Raw genomic sequence first — 17,504 nt, 5'->3', positions numbered from 1 at the left:
GGTCTGCGAGCAGGCCCATCAGCAGATGAAGGAAGAACTCGGCCTCGATCACTTTGAAGGCCGATCATGGCAGGGCCTACACCGACACGCGTTGATGACGATGATTGCCTATGCCTTTCTTCAGCATCAGCGCCTCAACAAGGCAAAGCGGGAAAAAAAGAAAGAGGCACGGCCCGCCTAAGCCGACACTGCCAGCTGTCCGGCGTGCCGTCATAGCCGCACTCTCAAACCACCATCCACCACAACGATGTCCACACTGCCGTATCAGGTTCCAAATGAACCTAAATTCAATTCTGCCAAAGTAGTGCTAGAGCGTCATTCTAAGGTTTGTATTGACGGCGCTCCTGCCGAGTGATGATTCGCTACGCGAGTTTTCGGCCCATGAGGGCCATTTTCATGTCCAAAGAACCGATTGCCCATTTCGAGGCAGCGAGTACGCTTGCCGTCGTGGTTTCATCAAACGAGCCGTTACTGTTCCTGTCTGCAGACCAGAAGGTCATCGCGGCGAGCACATCGTTTTGCCGAACCTTCGAGATCGATCCTGCGACAATTCCCGGCAGGGCGCTGAGTGAGCTTGGAAACGGCGAATGGGCGATGCCCAAGCTCACTTCTCTTCTGAAGGCGACGGCAGCCGGAAGCGCGATGATTGAGGCCTACGAAATTGACCTTATGCGGCCAAACCAGAAGACACGCCAACTGGTCGTCAATGCGCAAATCCTTGACGACGGCAACAAGGACCATATCCGCCTGCTGGTGGCCCTCTCCGACGTGACCGACGCGCGCGCCGAAGCAAAACTGAAAGATGACCTCGTCCGGGACAAAGCCATCCTGATACAGGAAGTCCAGCATCGCGTCGCAAATAGCCTTCAGATCATTGCGAGCGTCCTTATGCAGAGTGCACGTCGGGTGCAGTCGGAGGAAGCGCGCGGACATCTTCACAACGCCCATCACCGAGTGATGTCGATTGCGGCCGTTCAGCGACAACTCTCGACATCGAGCGGCGGTAATGTCGAACTTCGTAGCTATTTCACCCAGCTTTGCGAGAGCCTCGGCGCATCGATGATTGCTGACGAGAGCCGGTTCTCGATATCGGTGACGGTGGATGACAGCGTCGTCGAAGCGGACGTCTCCGTCAGCCTGGGGCTTATCGTGACCGAATTGGTGATCAACGCTCTCAAACACGCCTTTATAGACCAGCAGACGGGAAGGATCGCGATCGACTATCGCTCGACCGGCAGCGACTGGACACTTTCGGTAGCTGACGATGGCGTAGGCATGCCCAATGGCAGTGTTGCTGCCAAGGCTGGACTAGGCACAGGCATCGTCGAGGCCCTCGCCCGGAACCTACAGGGTGAGATTAAGTTGAACGACGCAAGCCCAGGAACCGCAGTGATCATCAGTCATCGCGGGGATGCCGACCGTCGAACCAGAATCCCAGCGGCCGCATAGGAACTGACCTTTCACCGAAACGTTATCAACTGAGTCCAGGGTTCCCGGCTCACACAAAACCGAGTGACATATGTTTAATGGCAAGGCGGTCATCCTGGTGGTCGAAGACAGCGCGCTAATTCGAATGGGCGCCATCGACCTGGTCCGATCCGCCGGCTACGAGGCGCTCGAGGCAAGCAACGCCGACGAGGCAATTCGCATTCTGGAATCGAGGGCCGATATCGACCTCGTCTTCACCGACGTGGAAATGCCCGGAACGATGGACGGCATCAAGCTCTCCCACTACATCCGTAGCCGATGGCCGCCGGTAAAATTGATCGTTGCTTCCGGCAGGGCCATCCTCAAAGAGAGCAGCCTTCCTGAGGGAAGCCAATTCTTCTCGAAGCCTTACGGCGATCACGCCATCGCAAACGCAATGGCCACGATGCTTTTGGGAAACTGATCTCGAACGTCTGCGCGAGCAAAGGCGTGCGGAGTCTCATCGCACGCCAGCTTGATATTTACCCCACGCGACGTCGCGGCTCTCGTTCGGACGAGAGAATTTGCGAGGGTACTTTAACCCGAGGCCGATAACTTTACGGCGCTTTCTCAACAACACACACAGCTTTCCTCAATAGCAGGTTGGTTAGCGGACTTAGCGTTGCTTTAAAGAAACTGTGTAAGGATGCAGGCCCGTTTCCTATACCGGCAATCTGATGAAGTTTCGAAGAAAACAAAAAATATTGCGTGGCTTCGCGAGTTCTGCAGTAAGCCATACCAGCGCATTTGCTCCGGCAATATTTGCGACGACTATTGCAGTATTCGTCGTCTGTGTCGCAACGAACTGGAGGCTGGAACGATCGGTAGCCGACGAACGCTCAATTGTTGCCGGTGAGCTTGCCACCATATCATCTCGGCTTCAGACGAACCTCAATGGCAACGTGAAACTGTTGCAAGGCCTGGCGGCCGGTATCACAGTCAATCCGGCGATGGACCAAAGCGCTTTCTCCAAACTCGCCGCGGAGATTTTGCAGCCGGATTCACAATTGCGAAGCTTCGCCGCAGCCCCCGGCATGGTGGTCAAGTGGGTTTATCCAGAAAAGGGAAACGAAAAAGCGATCGGACTCGACTATCGAACGAACGAAAAGCAACGGGATAGCGCAATGCTGGCGCGCAACACCCACAATATCGTTTTGACGGGCCCTGTGGAGCTCGTGCAGGGCGGAACGGCTTTCGTGGTCAGGTGCCCGGTCTATATCAATGACAGAACAAGCCAGATCTTCTGGGGTCTTGTTTCTGGAATCGTAGACATACCAAGGCTCTACCAAGATAGTGGCCTTGAATCGACCGACCTTGAGATTGCCGTCAGCGCCGTAGCGGAACCGAAGTTGGCCAAACAAGTTTTTCTCGGCGACCTGGAAACTTTTTCGAAGAATCCGGTCGTGGCATCCGTTGATATGACTTATGGCCGATGGACCCTTGTCGCAGTGCCTAAGGGCGGATGGGGCCAAAACAGCGGCATGGCCACTTTTGAGCTCTATGCTTGCCTATTGTCTTTGTGTGTCGTTGCGCCAATTGTTTGGGTAGGCTTTCTGACCAAATCACGCCAAAGAACCATTGAAAAACTTCGCCTTCACAAGAAAAAGCTCGTTCGAGCGCGGCAAAGGCTCGAATACCTGTCGTTGCATGACGCACTAACGGGGCTTCCCAATCGCCGATTTATTGATCAGATGATCTCGCAATCGCCGAGGCCCGATCCAGAAGATTGTCTGATACTGATTCATATCGATCTGGATCGATTTAAGGAGATCAACGACACGAAAGGGCATGCCGGAGGTGATACGGTCTTGCAGGCAGTGGCTTCGCGCCTTGTCAATTTGGCCGGCCCAAACGACGTAGCGGCTCGGATCGGTGGAGACGAGTTCATCTTCGCAACCTGGAGCGCCGATCCCGCGCCTAAGGCAAACGAATTGGCCCAACAGATTGTCGATACACTCAAGCAGCCGCTATTCGTTGATGGCTCGGAGTGTGTGGTCGGCGCAAGCGTCGGCGTCGCCTGGGAAACTGAATATGCTCGTGGGCAGGACCTGAGCCAATTGCTTTTGGATGCCGATTTGGCTCTGTACGAGGCGAAGAAGGTGGGCCGCGGTCGCGCGGCCATTTTCACCGAAGCGCTTCGTAGCGCCGCAATCGGTTCGAAGGAATTGGCGGATGAATTCAATCATGCGCTCGATTGCGACGAACTGGTTGCATTTTTCCAGCCGCAGTTCAATGCAAGCACATTGGATATCGCCGGCGTCGAGACACTTGCGCGCTGGGATCACCCGCGAAACGGTCTGCTCGCCCCGGATAAATTTCTCGCTGTCGCGGAAAATTTGGGACGTTCCGGCGACATGGATAGGCTAATCCTGCAGAAGGCTCTGTTCGAGCTTACAAGATGGGACAGCCTGGGAATGCGCATCCCGCGTGTTTCGGTCAATATTTCTGCGCGTCGGCTGGTGGATGCAAATCTGCTTGCCGAGCTATCCGAACTTCCCTTCGCGAGAGGTCGCCTATGTTTCGAGCTGCTGGAGACAATCTCCTTCGATGATCTTCAGCCTGTTCTCAATCACATAGTTCCAGCTCTCAAAGAGCTTGGAATTGAAATCGAGATCGATGATTTCGGCACCGGGCATGCCAGCATCATAAGCTTACTTAGGCTCGAGCCGCGAAGGCTTAAAATCGACCGGGAAATTATCAAGCCGATTGTCGCGTCTCCATCTCAACGGCGTCTGGTCTCCTCGATTATCGAAATCGGCCGGTCGCAGAACATCGACATCGTTGCCGAGGGCGTGGAAACAATGGAGCACGTGAATATCCTGAGAGATCTTGGTTGCCACTTTCTGCAGGGATACGCTCTGGCACGACCAATGAGCTCAAAGCAGTTGATCGAATTTTGCCGCCCGAAGGATAAAGAACTTTCAGAGGTGGGATAAAGGCTAGGCTCTGCTTCCTCGCCCCCGGAATTGACCGTAGCCACAAACGGCTTGGTCAAACAAATTGTGAATCTCCGCGACCTCATCGCTCGGTTCGAGCTTCAGCCAGCGGAGGCGCCGCAAAGGTCTCGCGCAACGCCTTGTCGAGCGGATCAAAAGCCACAACGGCATCGCTATTGTCGAACTGAGACTGCTAAGAAAGCCACAATCGGCGCTCTCGAGCGGAGTCGAACCAGCGGCAACGGATTTTTTACGCCGGACTGCGAGTCAACGTCCGTGACAACGCATTCCACATCTACCCTCCGCTGATGTTACCGCACCGCCCTTCCCTTAGACGTAACGTCGATTGAAACGGGAAAGCAGAAGAAGGCCTTTCTGCATCAGAATAAATGCAAACAGCAATAAGCCGATCAAAATCTTCGTCCACCAGCTGGAAAGCGATCCGTCGAAGGTGATGTAAGTCTGAATCAGGCCCTGTATCAGGATTCCGATGAGGGTTCCTCCAACGAACCCCGCGCCTCCCGTCAACAGTGTTCCGCCTATGACCACGGCTGCGATAGCGTCGAGCTCAACACCGACCGTGGCAAGCGAATATCCTGCTGATGTATAAATGGAAAAAACGATTCCGGACAGACCGGCGAGAAAGCCGGACAAGGCGTATATCAGGATGGTCGTGCGGCCAACCGGAACACCCATGAGTTCGGCCGTCTGCACGCCGCCGCCCATAGCATAGACGTTGGCGCCGAAGCGCGTGCGATGCGCGAGAACAATGCCGCCGGCAAAGACGAGCAGCATGACGCCGCCGATCAAGGTCAATCGACCGCCGCCCGGCATCAGCCAATAGAGATCGCTGAGCCGCGAATAGAAATCATGCTCGATCGGGATGCTGTCGATGGAGATCACGAAGGCAATTCCCCGCGCCAGAAACATGCCGGCCAGCGTTACGATGAAGGGCGGCATGCTGAGATAGTGGATGATGGCGCCCATGCCGGTGCCGAAGATCGTAGTGATCAGCAACACGAGAGCAAAAGCCAACAGCGGATGGATCGAGGTGTCCCGCAGGATGATCGCCAGGAAAACGCCGGTAAAGGCGATGACCGAACCGATCGACAGGTCGATGCCGCCCGAAATGATCACGAATGTCATGCCGACCGCGGCAATCCCCAGGAAGGCGTTGTCGGTCAACAGGTTGCCGGCCACCCGCGTCGACAGCATGTTCGGATACTCCGCCACGCAACCCGCATAGGCCAGGATGAAGATGACGATCGTCGCGAGCAGTGGAAGATATTTCGAATTCACTTCGCCTGCTCCTTATGGACCATCTGTCCCTCGCCTCGGCGCCGCTGGAAGAACGCGGTGGCGGACTGCAGGGCAGGAGACTGGATGACCAAAATGACGATAACGATGATTGCCTTGATGACCAGATTGAACTCCGGTGGAAAACCGGACAGAAGGATGCCTGTATTGACCGACTGAATAATCATCGCCCCAATCAACGAACCGACAATGCTGAAGCGACCGCCAAGTAGCGAGTTGCCGCCGACGACCACGGCGAGGATCGCATCCAGCTCGAGCCACAAGCCGGCATTGTTGGCATCCGCGCCCTTGATGTCGGCCGAAACGATGATACCGGCGATGGAAGCACAAAGGCCGCTCAGAGCATAGACGGCGATCAGCAGCACCGGCGTCTGGATGCCGGAGAGCGTGCTTGCCCGGCGATTGATGCCGATCGCTTCGACCAGCATGCCAAGCGCCGTGCGCCTGACCAACAGGATGACGACAAGCGCCGCGAGCACCCAGATTACCACGGGCATGGGCAACGCGGCAAAGGCGCCGCTGCCTAGGAAGATCAGCCCGTCATTGTTGAAGGTGAGGATCATGCCCTCGGTAATCAATTGCGCTATGCCGCGGCCAGCCACCATCAGCACCAGTGTTGCAATGATCGGCTGGATATCGAGCACAGCCACGAGAAAGCCATTCCAGAGGCCGCACGCCAAACCCACGCCGATCGTCAGCAACAGGGTATAGGCAAGCGAATAGCCTGCAACGATTGAAGCTGCGGCTACCGCGCCGCAAATCGCGATGACCGCACCGACCGAAAGATCAATCCCCTTGGTGGCAATGACCAACGTCATGCCGATGGATAGCAGCGCGACAGGCGCACCGCGATTCAGCACGTCGATCACGCTCCCGTAGAGTCTGCCATTTTGAATTTCCAGATGAAAAAACTGCGGGAACATAATGAAATTCAACAGAAGAATGACCGCCAGCGCAATAAGCTGCGGCATCAAGCGAAACAGGGATGCCTTAATTTGCGAGATCATGCGTCCTCACGGGTATTTTGAGTGGTGGCAATGGCCTCGACGATATTTCCGGCGGTTATCTCGCTGCCGGTCAACTCGGCAATGTGCTCGCGATCCCGCAGGACGATGACGCGCGAGCTATAGGCGACAAGTTCCTCCAGTTCGGATGAAATGACCACCAGCGACATGCCTTGCTGGCAAAGATCTTCGATGAGGCGGATGATTTCCGCATGCGCGCCGACGTCGATGCCGCGCGTCGGTTCATCAAGGATCAGGAAGCTTGGGTTGGTCGCCAACCACCGCGCAAGGATCGCCTTCTGCTGATTGCCACCCGACAGAAGCCTGATCGGCTTCTCACGGTCGGTCGTGCGGATATCCAGTGCCTTGATGTAGCGATCGGCGATGGCGTTCTGTTCGCTGCGCGCCAGAGGCCTCGCCCAGCCACGACGCGCTTGCAGGGCCATGACGATGTTTTCGCGGATGGAAAGATCGCCGATGATGCCGTCTGTCTTGCGGTCCTCCGGGCAAAAGCCGAAACCGTTCTTGATGGCGGCGCGCGGACTGGAAAGCGTAACGCTGTTGCCTTCGACCGTCGCCTCGCCGCTGTCTGATCGTTCGACGCCGAAGAGTACCTCGGCGGTCTCGGTGCGGCCAGACCCGAGCAGACCGGCGATGCCGACCACTTCGCCGCCACGCACCTCCATATCGAAGGGCTTGATTTTGCCGCGCTTGCCGAAATTCGCGAAGCGATACTTTACCGGCCCGCTTTCGTTGGTGACCTGCTTTGCGGCGCTCTCCGCCTGCGCAAGCTCACGGCCGAGCATCATGGCAATCAGGGTTTGCCGTGAAAGTCCTTCCGCATTCCGCGTGCCGACCAGGCGGCCGTTGCGGAGAACGGTGATTCGATCGCAGATTTCATAAACCTGCTCGAGAAAATGCGTAATAAAAACAATCCCTAAGCCACGTTGCTTCAGCCGCCTGACGATGCCGAACAGCATGGCGACCTCTTGCGTATCGAGGCTTGCGGTCGGTTCGTCCAGGATCAAGACCTTGCCGGAGAGATCGACGGCACGGGCGATCGCGATCACCTGCTGGATGGCGACCGAGAACCGGTCGAGCTGACGGCCAACGTCGATGTCTATGCCGTATTGCGCCAGCAGATCCCTGGCCATGCCGTTCATGACGCGGTTGCTGACCAAGCCGAAGCGCCTCGGCTGGCGACCGAGAAACAGATTCTCCGCCACACTCAGGTTCGGGAGCAGATTCACCTCCTGGTAAACCGTTCCAATACCGAGCTTCTGGGCTGCGAGCGTATCATGCGGATCAATCTCAGTGCCATCGAGAACCAAAGTGCCTGCATCTCGGCGATAGGCGCCGGTCATGCATTTGATCAAGGTCGATTTTCCCGCTCCGTTTTCACCGAGCAGCGCATGGACTTCTCCGCGCATCAAAGTGAAATCGACATGATCGAGGGCGGTCGAGCCTGGGAAATATTTGCAAAAGCCTGTCGCTGTCAGAAGTCGCTCGACGTCGTGAGCCATGAAGCGTGAATGTCCTTGGGTTGAGCCAATATTCGAAAGCGATAGCCGGCGCATACAGATGATGCGCCGGCATTCGATGTAAGAGACTGCATCGGCTGAATTGTTCGCCCGGTGCGGTCGCCCCTCGTCTCAGTAGCCGAGGCCTTTCTTCTGCTCATAGACCTTCTGCGGATCGTCAGCCTGCGTGTAGAGCTTGGACTCGGTCTGGATCCACTTTGGCGGCTCCTTCTTGTTTTTCAGATAGGCATCGAGCGCATCGAAGGCCGGACCAGCCATGTTCGGTGTCAGCTCCACCGTCGCGTTCGCCTCGCCGGCGGCCATCGCCTTGAAGAGATCCGGAACCGAGTCGACCGAGACAGTCAGGATATCCTTGCCCGGCTTCAGGCCTGCTTCCTTGATCGCCTGGATGGCGCCGACGGCCATGTCGTCGTTGTGGGCGTAGAGGGCGCAGATGTCCTTGCCGCCGTTTTCAGCCTTCAGGAAGCTTTCCATGACTTCCTTGCCCTTGGAGCGGGTGAAGTCGCCCGTCTGGCTGCGAACGATCTTCAGGTTGTCGTGACCCTTGATGGCTTCCTCGAAGCCCTTCTTGCGGGCGATGGCCGGCGAGGAGCCAGTCGTGCCCTCCAGCTCAACGATATTGCACTTCTTGTCGCCGACCGTCTTGACGAGCCAGTCGCCGGCAACCTTACCCTCATGAACCAAGTCGGACGTGACGGCGGTCAGATAAAGGTCCTTCGGCGCGTTGACCGTACGGTCGAGCAGAATAACCGGAATCTTGGCTTCCTTGGCTTCCTTCAGCACGGCATCCCAACCCGTTTCGACGACTGGCGCCAGCAAGATTGCGTCAACGCCCTGTGCGATGAAGGAACGGATTGCCTTGATCTGGTTTTCCTGCTTCTGCTGCGCATCGGCAAACTTGAGATCAATGCCGCGCTTTTTAGCTTCCTGCTTGGTCAAGGTCGTTTCAGCGGCACGCCAACCGGATTCCGAACCGATTTGCGAGAAGCCGACGACCAGCTGCTTTGCCGATGCGGCTGTGAACATGCAGGTAGCAAGAATCGTGGCACTGATCAGTGCAGTCTTCAACTTCATGATATCCTCCCAAAGGCCCATCTTCTCAGGCCCGCAGTCAAAAAATCATATAGTAATACTTTTGTAAATCAGTATTCGATGATGCGATGCAACAAAAAGATGTGTCATGCGGACGGCATGGTAACAGTCACCAAGGGTCGATGTGAAGGTGTAATGAACGGGCATGGCCAGTTTCGCGCGTGATCCGCTTTAGTGAACGGGGCGTCCGACCGTGCCGTCGCCTTTCGGTGTTTAAAGCGCCCTCGTCAACATTTGCTAACCCATCCGGCGCAGGAGCTTTGAACTGGCTCGCGGTTCACTCGATCGAAATGGGTCAAGAAAACACAAGACTTAACAGCGTGACGAGAGGAGAGGAAATTGGCTAAGGCGCTTGCGCTCCTATTTTCCCTCTGGCCTACTCTCGCGCAGTGCATCGCTGAGTTCAATCCGCGCAGTGCCTATTAGCTGCTCCATGGCGATGCGAGCAGCATCCGGCCTTCGCATTCGGATCGCATCCAGCACGTCCTGATGCCGCGCAATCGCATATTCATGCGACTGGCTGGCGCGGTTGGTCAGTCGGAAACTCGCAAGCAGCGCGGCCCGGATGGCAGTCGCGAATTGGCGAAAGACCCAATTTCCACTGGCATTGATGATCGCGGTATGAAACTCGAGGTCTGCCTGGCTCCATGCTTCATTGTCGCGTGCGTTTGCGGCTACCATGTCCTCGAAAGCCTCAGCAATCTGTGCCAATTGCTTTGCCGTGGCATTCGCAGCGGCTTGCGCTGCCGCGGCCGGCTCCAGCAGCTGTCGAGCATCGAGCAATGATTCATAAAAGCTACGATCATTGCTGAGCTCCAGCGTCGCATCCAGAACCAGCGGATCCAGATAGTTCCAGTTCTCACGAGGCAGAACATTGGTCCCAGCGCGCGTGCGCGACCGGACCATTCCCAATGCCGACAGATACTGCATGGCTTCCCGCAGGCTGGTGCGGCTGACACCATACACCTCGGAAAGCTCCGCCTCATTGGGAAGCAGGGAACCTTCGACAATATCTCCGGAGACGATCTGTCCAATCAATTTCTTCAGCAACTCCTCCCGCACGCTACGCCTTCCCTGTGCAGGTTGCGTATCAACATGCGTCGCTCGCGGAGATCCAAAACGCGTACTCTTCACCTGCACTCCCTTCCGCTGGCCCGACCAAGATCATGAGCGGTGCCACGCTCCGGCATCAATGCGCAATTGCAAGGTCTGCGGACTTCTCCCAAGGAATCTGATCGTTCGTCACAATCGAGCACCACGCCCAGCGGCCGACGACCGCAAATTGTCGAGAAGGACGGCAATCAGAAGAATGCAGCCACGCACCAGATATTGATAGAAAGCCTGAATGTTGAGCAGGTTCATGACGTTTTCGGCGATACCCATGATGAGGACCCCAACGATCACGCCGGTCATCGCCGCCCTGCCCCCCGCGAGCGACACGCCACCGAGCACGCAAGCCGAGATGACCGAAAGCTCAAGCCCGGTTGCGGCATTCGGCTGGCCCGATGTGATGCGTGAGGCAAGCAGAATGCCAGCAATGGCACACACAAGGCCCTGCAATGCGAAGATCCAGATGCGCACGTTGACGACATTGACGCCGGCAAGGCGCGAGGCCTCGGGATTGCCGCCGATCGCTAGCGTATTCTTGCCGAAGACGGTGCGGTTCAAAGCGAAACCAAAGATGATGAAGAGGACGACCATAATCCAAATCGGCGTCGGCACCGTCAGAAAGCGGGAGAGGGCCAGTTGATAGAAGGCCGGATCGTTAATGCCGACGGCCCGCCCATCGGAAGCGATCAGCGCCAGCCCACGGACGATCTGCATAGTGGCGAGCGTCGTGATCAGCGCGTTAATGCGGAACTTGGCGATAACGACTCCGTTGACGACGCCGACAATGCTGCCACAGATCAGTGCTGCGACGAGGCCGAGCGGGATCGAGCCGGTCGAGTTCGACACCATGACGGCAATCATGCCCGAGAAGGCGACGGTAGAACCGACGGACAAATCGAAGTCACGCGACGCCAGGCAAAACATCATCGTGCACGCGACGATGCCAATCGTCACCACCGACTGCAGCAGACCGAGCATATTGCGCTCCGTCAGGAAGCTCGGAACGAAGATCGAGACGATCACAAAGGCGATGGCGAAGATCACCACGAGGCCCTGTTCGCCGAGAAGGATTTTTTTCACCGAGTTCATCGTTATAATTCCTGAATTAAATTGTGCCGGCGGCGTTCTTATCGGGGAGGGCGGCAGTCAGAATTCTGCGCTCATCGAAATCGGCGCGCGCGACATCGGCCGCGGCGCGGCCCTGGCACATGACGATGATGCGATCGGAAATACCCATGACTTCGGGAAGCTCGCTCGAAATGACGACGATCGCCATTCCGCCGGCCGCCAGCTCATAAAGAATCTCATAGATCTCCGATTTGGCGCCGACATCGATGCCGCGGGTCGGCTCATCGATCACCAGCACCTTGATGCCCTGCTCCGAAAGCCAGCGGCCGAGGATGACCTTTTGCTGATTGCCGCCCGAAAGATTGATAATGTCCTGCTTGCGGGACGGCGTGCGAACCTTGAGCTTGGCGATGAACTGATCGGCGACGGAGGCTTCCTTCTTCGGGTTCAATATCCCGAAGGGAGAGAAATGTCGCCTTGACGAGATCGTGACGTTCTCTTCGATCGACCGACCCTGGATGATGCCGTCGAACTTGCGGTCTTCCGGGCACAGAACCATGCCTGCATTGATCGCCGCCTTCGGATTGCCGGGCGAAACGGTAACGCCGTCAATAGTGACGGTACCCTGATGGCGATGATCGGCACCGTATAGAAGCCGCGCCATCTCGCTTCGCCCCGCGCCGATCAGCCCAAAGAAACCGAGGATCTCCCCCTTGCGGACAGAAAAGCTGATCGGATTGCGTAAGTTTGAACCGGACAGAGTCTTGACGTCGAGGCGGATATCGCCACGCGGCCGTTCGCGCCAGCCCCAGATATTGGTGATTTCGCGGCCAACCATTTCGGCGATGATTTGCTCACGTGTCGTCTCGCCGATATCTGGATGATGAGCGGCAAGTTTGCCGTCGCGCAGGACGGTCAGGCTGTCGCAAAGCCGGAAAATCTCGTCCAGGCGGTGCGAAACGTAAAGGATGACCGCGCCCTTCGCCTTCAGCCTGTCGATCAGGGAAAACAGAATCTCGCTTTCGCGCGACGACAGCGACGACGTCGGCTCGTCCAACGCGATTACCCGGGCATCCAGCATCACCGCCTTGGCGATCTCGACCATCTGGCGGGCGCCGATCGAAAGCGCGGAAACCTTGGCGGAAGGATCGACATCGATGCCGATCTCGTCGAGCTTGGCGCGAACGGTTTGGATCAGCGTCTTGCTGTCAATCACCCCGGCCTTGCTCGGAAAGCGCCCGAGCCAGAGATTCTCGGCAACGGTGAGCTCCGGAACCAGCTGAAGCTCCTGATGGATGACGATGACGCCCGCATGGAACGCATCGCGGGTCGACCCGTACCTTTGTTCCTCGCCGCCAATGAGAATACTACCCTGATCCGCGGCCTGATCGCCGGACAAAATACGGATCAGCGTGGATTTGCCGGCTCCGTTCTCGCCCATCAATCCGTGGATCGCCCCCTTCTCCACGTCGAAGGAGACGCTGGAAAGCGCCTGGACACCGGGGTAACCTTTGGAAATATTGTTGAATTCGAGGAAGGCCATCATCGCTCCATCGGGGAAGAACCCGGCGGTGTTGATGACGCCGCCGGGATTAAAAATCATCTTGTGTGGATGATTATTCGATGCCGAGACCCTTGCGGACTTTTTCGTAATCGCCGCGTAGCGCTAGGGAACCGGAGGTCAGCGTCAGCTTCGGCGGCTCTTTGCCGTTGGCGATCCAGTCGTACATATCGAGCGCAGTCTCATAGCCATGGCGTTTCGGCGAGATGATGACGGTGCCAAAGAAGCCCGTAGCCGAAGGCTTCTTAAATTCGTTGATCGCCGAATCCGCGCCGCCGATGCCTACGCCGATCATGTTGTCGGCCGCGATACCGACCGATTCAGACGCGCGCACGGCGCCGAGCACGGCTTCGTCATTAAGGCCGAAAGCAACCCAATACTTCACGTCGGCATGCTTGTTGAGAACCGTCGTGGCAGCATTGAGAGCCGCTTCGGTATCAGTCTTCGCCTGCGGGGCGTCATAGATGTTCGCAGCCGGCAAGCCTGCTGCCTTCAGCACGGAGATGGCGCCTTCGACGCGATCAACTGCCGTCGGAAGCTGGTCGTAGGAAACGCGGATCGCACCGACACTTTTCAAATCCCAGCCGCGCTTCCTTACCTCGTCCACGATTGCCTGCCCCACAGTTTCGCCGATCTTCGAGGCCGAAATGCCCATATGGGGAACATTTTTGAGCGGCTTGCCGTTGGCATCCACCAGGCGGTCGTCGACCGTCATCAGCTTCAGCTGATTGGCCGCGGCCTTGGCGACAATGCCTGGGCCAAGCTTGACGTCTGGTGTACAGACGATGAAGCCCTGGGCGCCTTGCGCACCGAGGTTGTCGATTGCCGACTGGACCTTTTCACCATCCTCGGCGCCGATCTTGACGAGGGTAAAGCCCTTCTCCTTGGCGGCCTGGTCGGCGAACTTCCATTCGTCCTGAAACCACGGCTCTTCCGGCTGCTTTACGATGAAGCCGATCTTGACGTCCTCTGCAAAAGCGGAGCCAGCCGCCAAAACGGCTAACGTGCCAGCCACGATGGCTGCTTTGAACAAACGCATGTCTCTCTCCCTGAAAATCTCGGTCTGCCACGCATCGGCAGCCGATATTGAATAAAAAGAAACATCATACCAGTCAATATTTGTGTATGATTTTTCTGGTTATGAGCGCGGTTTCTAGCGGTCAATCTTGAGGAAAATGTCTCATTTCCCTGTCATTGAAAGGATTTGAGCGGAATACATCCAGCGAACCATAGAAATAAATAGTACATATATATTGACTTTCACCCGACCAAATATAGGGTGCCGCGCATTCAGGATCAGCCCGGGAAAGGCAGCCGCTCAATGGCTCTCATCGACTTGCAGGCGGGCTCTTTTTCGGCCCGTGTTTCGACGTCGGGCGGCCTGTTGCTCGATTTCTCCTGGTTGGTGGATGGCCGCAAGATCCCGCTTCTGAGACCCGCGCAGGACGCTGCCGATGCACGTTCCTCCGCCTGTTATCCGCTTGTCCCCTTCGGCAATCGCGTCCGCAACAACCGTTTCGCATTCGGGGGTCGCAACTACTCGCTTTTGCCCAACACGTCCTGGGACGCCCATTATCTTCATGGCGACGGCTGGTTGGGCGAATGGTCGCTTTTGTCCCGCAGCCTCAACGAAGTGCAGATCGGTTACCGCCACCAAGGACAGGGGACGCCTTACAGCTACGACGTGAGACAGACCATCACTTTGTCTGCCGACGGGCTGAGGCTGCATATGCGGTTGGAGAATACCGGCGAAGATGCCCTGCCCTTCGGGCTCGGTTGGCATCCGTTCTTTCCGCTGACCGAGCAGACGACGCTTTGCGCGAAGACGCAGCGCTACTGGACCGAGACCGCCGGCTGGCTGCCTGGCAAGCCGGCCGGCATTCCGACCGAGCTCGACTTTTCGCGGCCGTCTCCCTTGCCCAACCGCTGGATCAACAACGGCTTCGAGGGCTGGAGCGGCGAGGCGCAAATCACCTGGCCGGAAAACCGCACGGCCCTCACCCTGACCGCGGACCCACTTTTCCAGCATACGTTCATTTTTCTTTCGGATAGCAAGTTTGACCCCGAATTTCGCCGGGACTACTTCTGCTTCGAGCCAATGTCCCATTTGGCCAACGGCCATAACCTGCCGGGTCTGGGCGATCTGAAGGTTCTGCACCACGGGGAAGGTCTTGAGGGCTCAATCCGGCTGCAACCCCACGAAATCCCGGGATAATGCCAATCCTGACCGCCCACCATGTTCAGCAATGCTTGAAGAGGAAATACAGGATGCCCAACCGCCTTTCTGACAAAAGGGTCTTTATCACAGGCGCTGCTCAGGGAATTGGACGGGCAATCGCAGAGGCTTTCGCGGCTGAAGACGCACGTCTCTTCCTTGTCGACCGCGATGAATCGGTTCTTGCGCAAACGGCTACTGAACTGAAGGCGAAGGGCGCCATCCTCGGCCACCAAGCCACCGACATTACCGACGCGGCCGCTATAAAGGCGGCCATCGCCGAGGCAGACAAGCAGATCGGCAGCCTCAATGCGCTCGTCAACAATGCTGGCGTCAATGTATTTGCGGAACCGTTGCAATCAACGGATGAGGAGTGGCAGCGCTGCTTCGACATCAACCTCAAGGGGGCCTGGAACTGCTGCCGGTCCGTGCTGCCACAGATGATCGACAACGGTGGCGGCGTGATCCTTAACATCGCCTCGACGCATGCCTTCACGATCATTCCGCACACCTTTCCCTATCCGCTCGCCAAGCACGCCCTTCTGGGAATGACCAAGTCGCTGGGGATCGAATATGCTTCGAAGAACGTTCGCGTGAATGCCCTGGCTCCAGGTTATGTCGCGACGCAGAAAGTCGTGGATTACTGGAATAGTTTCCCGGATCCGGAAAAAGCTAAGGCCGAAACGATGAAGCTTCATCCGGGCGGCCGCATCGCAACACCCGAAGAGATCGCCATGGCTGCGGTTTTCATGATCTCGGACGAATGCCCCTTCATGAATGCAACCTGCCTGACTGTGGACGGCGGGTTGAGCGTCATGCAGCACCAATAGTCTAAGGAATTCTCCAGTTTGCGAATGCGCCTGCAGTGTAAACGAGAGCTTATTGCCGAAACCATCCAATGATGTCGAAGGAACCAAGCCGATCGATTTCGAGATCCTGCTGGCCAAGATTGAGGGTTGCGTGGCGCGACTTGGAAACGACATCAGGAACGATCGGGCATTTTGAACGAGGCTGGAAGCAGATCCGATACGGTGGCCAGCATATGGCGTATTTCTGCACGCAGTCAGACGGCGAACACACAGTCGACCGAGGACCTTATCGAGGGGCTGCACAATTGGCAGCTTTTCACGGTTAAATCCGGAGAAGCATCCCGGATGCTATCGCAAGCGCTCCTCAAGGAAAGGCATTAATGCCGCCTGCACCTTGAGCCTCGTGGCTAGGAATTCCACACAAAGCCGCACCTTCGCCGCCGTCAGTCGACTGAATGCCGCAAGCCGGCAAGATCATGGCCGCTTCGGCCGTGCGGGCGCTGACGCCAACGATCGGATGAGATCATTCAGACGTCGTCTGAAAACAACGGCGTCTGCCGGCCATGGGCGACGAAGCTGCGGAAATCCTTGACTGCTTCCGACGTTGCGAGCGAGCAGAAGGGGCCGCGGCTCACGTCGATGCCGTTGAGTTTCCGCAGGCGCACATCCATTTCGGCGCTCTTTAAGGTCACCGCAGCTGGATTGACGACCGGCGCATGCAGCACCTTGAAGCCATATTCGCCGCCGACCAGCAGGCCGGGCAGGATGCCGGCCGGCACCACGACATCGGCGCCATCGCGAACAAGCGGTTCGGCACAGGCACTGAAGGCTGCAAGCATACGTTTGCGCGCCTCATCGTCGCCGGCAAAGGCGGCGCTGAAATCGGATGGCGCGCAATTCATCCCCACCACGTGCTTCACCCGGTCGCCCAGTCCGTAGAGATCAGCCTGCTCATAGTGCCAGGTCTGAAAGACGTCATCGAGGGTGACAAGCGCGAGGCGCCGTCCGAAGCGGGCGGCATAGTGCATCGAGACCTCGCCTGCGCCGATCACCGGGATGCTCACCGCCGATTTGAGCTCGAAAAGGCCGGGATCCTGAAAATGGCCGAGAACCACCGCATCATAGCCGCGCTTTTCGGCTTCGAGCCCGTTGTCTATCGCGATCGCCGCGCAACGGAATTCCGCCAGCCGCCCGAAGTGCCGGTCCGGCGGACTGATGCCGAAAACCTCGACTGTCGTACCGGGCTCGGCGATGCCGTTCAGGTAGTCCGAAAGCTTATGCATGTAAGTGGCGCTGGCCGTGGCGTCGATGAAGCTTTGCCAGAATATGCGCATTGTTCCCTCGTCCTGTTCGTTGTCACGCGTCGTTTTGCTCTCGTCAAAAC

The 17,504-nt window shown here is 57.2% G+C and carries 14 protein-coding genes and 1 pseudogene; 6 read left to right on the top strand and 9 right to left on the bottom strand.

Features of this window, described 5'->3' with window-relative positions; translation table 11 throughout:
- The 4 genes and pseudogenes from GA0061101_RS25045 to GA0061101_RS25030 all read left to right on the top strand — a co-directional run.
- Window positions 1–181, top strand: a pseudogene (locus GA0061101_RS25045) (IS701 family transposase); the annotation flags it as partial.
- Window positions 182–396: 215 nt separating this feature from the next.
- Window positions 397–1,449, top strand: a complete 1,053-nt coding sequence (locus tag GA0061101_RS25040; RefSeq protein WP_092575421.1) for a sensor histidine kinase — start codon at window positions 397–399, stop codon at window positions 1,447–1,449.
- A gap of 70 nt (window positions 1,450–1,519) precedes the next feature.
- Entirely contained in the window at window positions 1,520–1,891 is a 372-nt protein-coding gene (locus tag GA0061101_RS25035) for a response regulator (RefSeq protein WP_092575401.1), read from the top strand.
- Between the two features lie 253 nt (window positions 1,892–2,144).
- Window positions 2,145–4,403, top strand: coding sequence for a bifunctional diguanylate cyclase/phosphodiesterase (locus tag GA0061101_RS25030; RefSeq protein ID WP_092575398.1), 2,259 nt, complete (start codon window positions 2,145–2,147; stop codon window positions 4,401–4,403).
- 330 nt (window positions 4,404–4,733) lie between these two features.
- Here GA0061101_RS25030 and yjfF read toward each other — a convergent pair whose 3' ends face one another.
- From yjfF to GA0061101_RS24990, 8 genes are all read right to left on the bottom strand, one after another.
- Complete coding sequence (gene yjfF, locus GA0061101_RS25025) at window positions 4,734–5,702, bottom strand: galactofuranose ABC transporter, permease protein YjfF (protein WP_092575395.1); 969 nt, start codon at window positions 5,700–5,702, stop codon at window positions 4,734–4,736.
- Entirely contained in the window at window positions 5,699–6,727 is a 1,029-nt protein-coding gene (locus GA0061101_RS25020; protein WP_037190980.1) for an ABC transporter permease, read from the bottom strand. Before GA0061101_RS25020 ends, yjfF begins: the two co-directional genes overlap by 4 nt.
- Window positions 6,724–8,247, bottom strand: a complete 1,524-nt coding sequence (gene ytfR / locus GA0061101_RS25015; RefSeq protein ID WP_092575392.1) for a galactofuranose ABC transporter, ATP-binding protein YtfR — start codon at window positions 8,245–8,247, stop codon at window positions 6,724–6,726. Before ytfR ends, GA0061101_RS25020 begins: the two co-directional genes overlap by 4 nt.
- A 129-nt stretch (window positions 8,248–8,376) precedes the next feature.
- Window positions 8,377–9,339 carry a galactofuranose ABC transporter, galactofuranose-binding protein YtfQ gene (gene ytfQ, locus GA0061101_RS25010; protein ID WP_092575418.1) on the bottom strand — a complete coding sequence of 321 codons (963 nt, stop codon included), beginning with the start codon at window positions 9,337–9,339 and terminating at the stop codon, window positions 8,377–8,379.
- Between the two features lie 378 nt (window positions 9,340–9,717).
- Window positions 9,718–10,419 carry a FadR/GntR family transcriptional regulator gene (locus tag GA0061101_RS25005; protein ID WP_245297565.1) on the bottom strand — a complete coding sequence of 234 codons (702 nt, stop codon included), beginning with the start codon at window positions 10,417–10,419 and terminating at the stop codon, window positions 9,718–9,720.
- Window positions 10,420–10,599: 180 nt separating this feature from the next.
- Window positions 10,600–11,556 (bottom strand): L-arabinose ABC transporter permease AraH, encoded by a 957-nt coding sequence (gene araH, locus GA0061101_RS25000; RefSeq protein WP_092575389.1) that lies wholly within the window; start codon window positions 11,554–11,556, stop codon window positions 10,600–10,602.
- 16 nt (window positions 11,557–11,572) lie between these two features.
- Window positions 11,573–13,078, bottom strand: coding sequence for an L-arabinose ABC transporter ATP-binding protein AraG (araG, locus tag GA0061101_RS24995; RefSeq protein WP_092575412.1), 1,506 nt, complete (start codon window positions 13,076–13,078; stop codon window positions 11,573–11,575).
- Between the two features lie 73 nt (window positions 13,079–13,151).
- Complete coding sequence (locus tag GA0061101_RS24990) at window positions 13,152–14,135, bottom strand: arabinose ABC transporter substrate-binding protein (RefSeq protein WP_092575386.1); 984 nt, start codon at window positions 14,133–14,135, stop codon at window positions 13,152–13,154.
- 282 nt (window positions 14,136–14,417) lie between these two features.
- Here GA0061101_RS24990 and GA0061101_RS24985 point away from each other — a divergent pair, with 282 nt between their 5' ends.
- Both GA0061101_RS24985 and GA0061101_RS24980 read left to right on the top strand, forming a co-directional pair.
- Entirely contained in the window at window positions 14,418–15,311 is an 894-nt protein-coding gene (locus GA0061101_RS24985) for an aldose 1-epimerase (RefSeq protein ID WP_092575383.1), read from the top strand.
- Window positions 15,312–15,364: 53 nt separating this feature from the next.
- A complete protein-coding gene (locus GA0061101_RS24980; protein ID WP_047555735.1) occupies window positions 15,365–16,141 on the top strand; it encodes an SDR family oxidoreductase in 777 nt (258 codons plus the stop codon).
- A 506-nt stretch (window positions 16,142–16,647) separates the two neighbouring features.
- On the opposite strand, the gene GA0061101_RS24975 is transcribed toward GA0061101_RS24980, so the two are convergent.
- Complete coding sequence (locus tag GA0061101_RS24975) at window positions 16,648–17,454, bottom strand: aspartate/glutamate racemase family protein (protein ID WP_047640615.1); 807 nt, start codon at window positions 17,452–17,454, stop codon at window positions 16,648–16,650.
- Between the last annotated feature and the right edge of the window lie 50 nt (window positions 17,455–17,504).

Origin of the sequence: Martinezella lusitana (genome assembly GCF_900094565.1) — a bacterium.
GTDB lineage: Bacteria > Pseudomonadota > Alphaproteobacteria > Rhizobiales > Rhizobiaceae > Rhizobium > Rhizobium lusitanum.
This window is presented reverse-complemented; position numbering and strand designations above follow the sequence as displayed.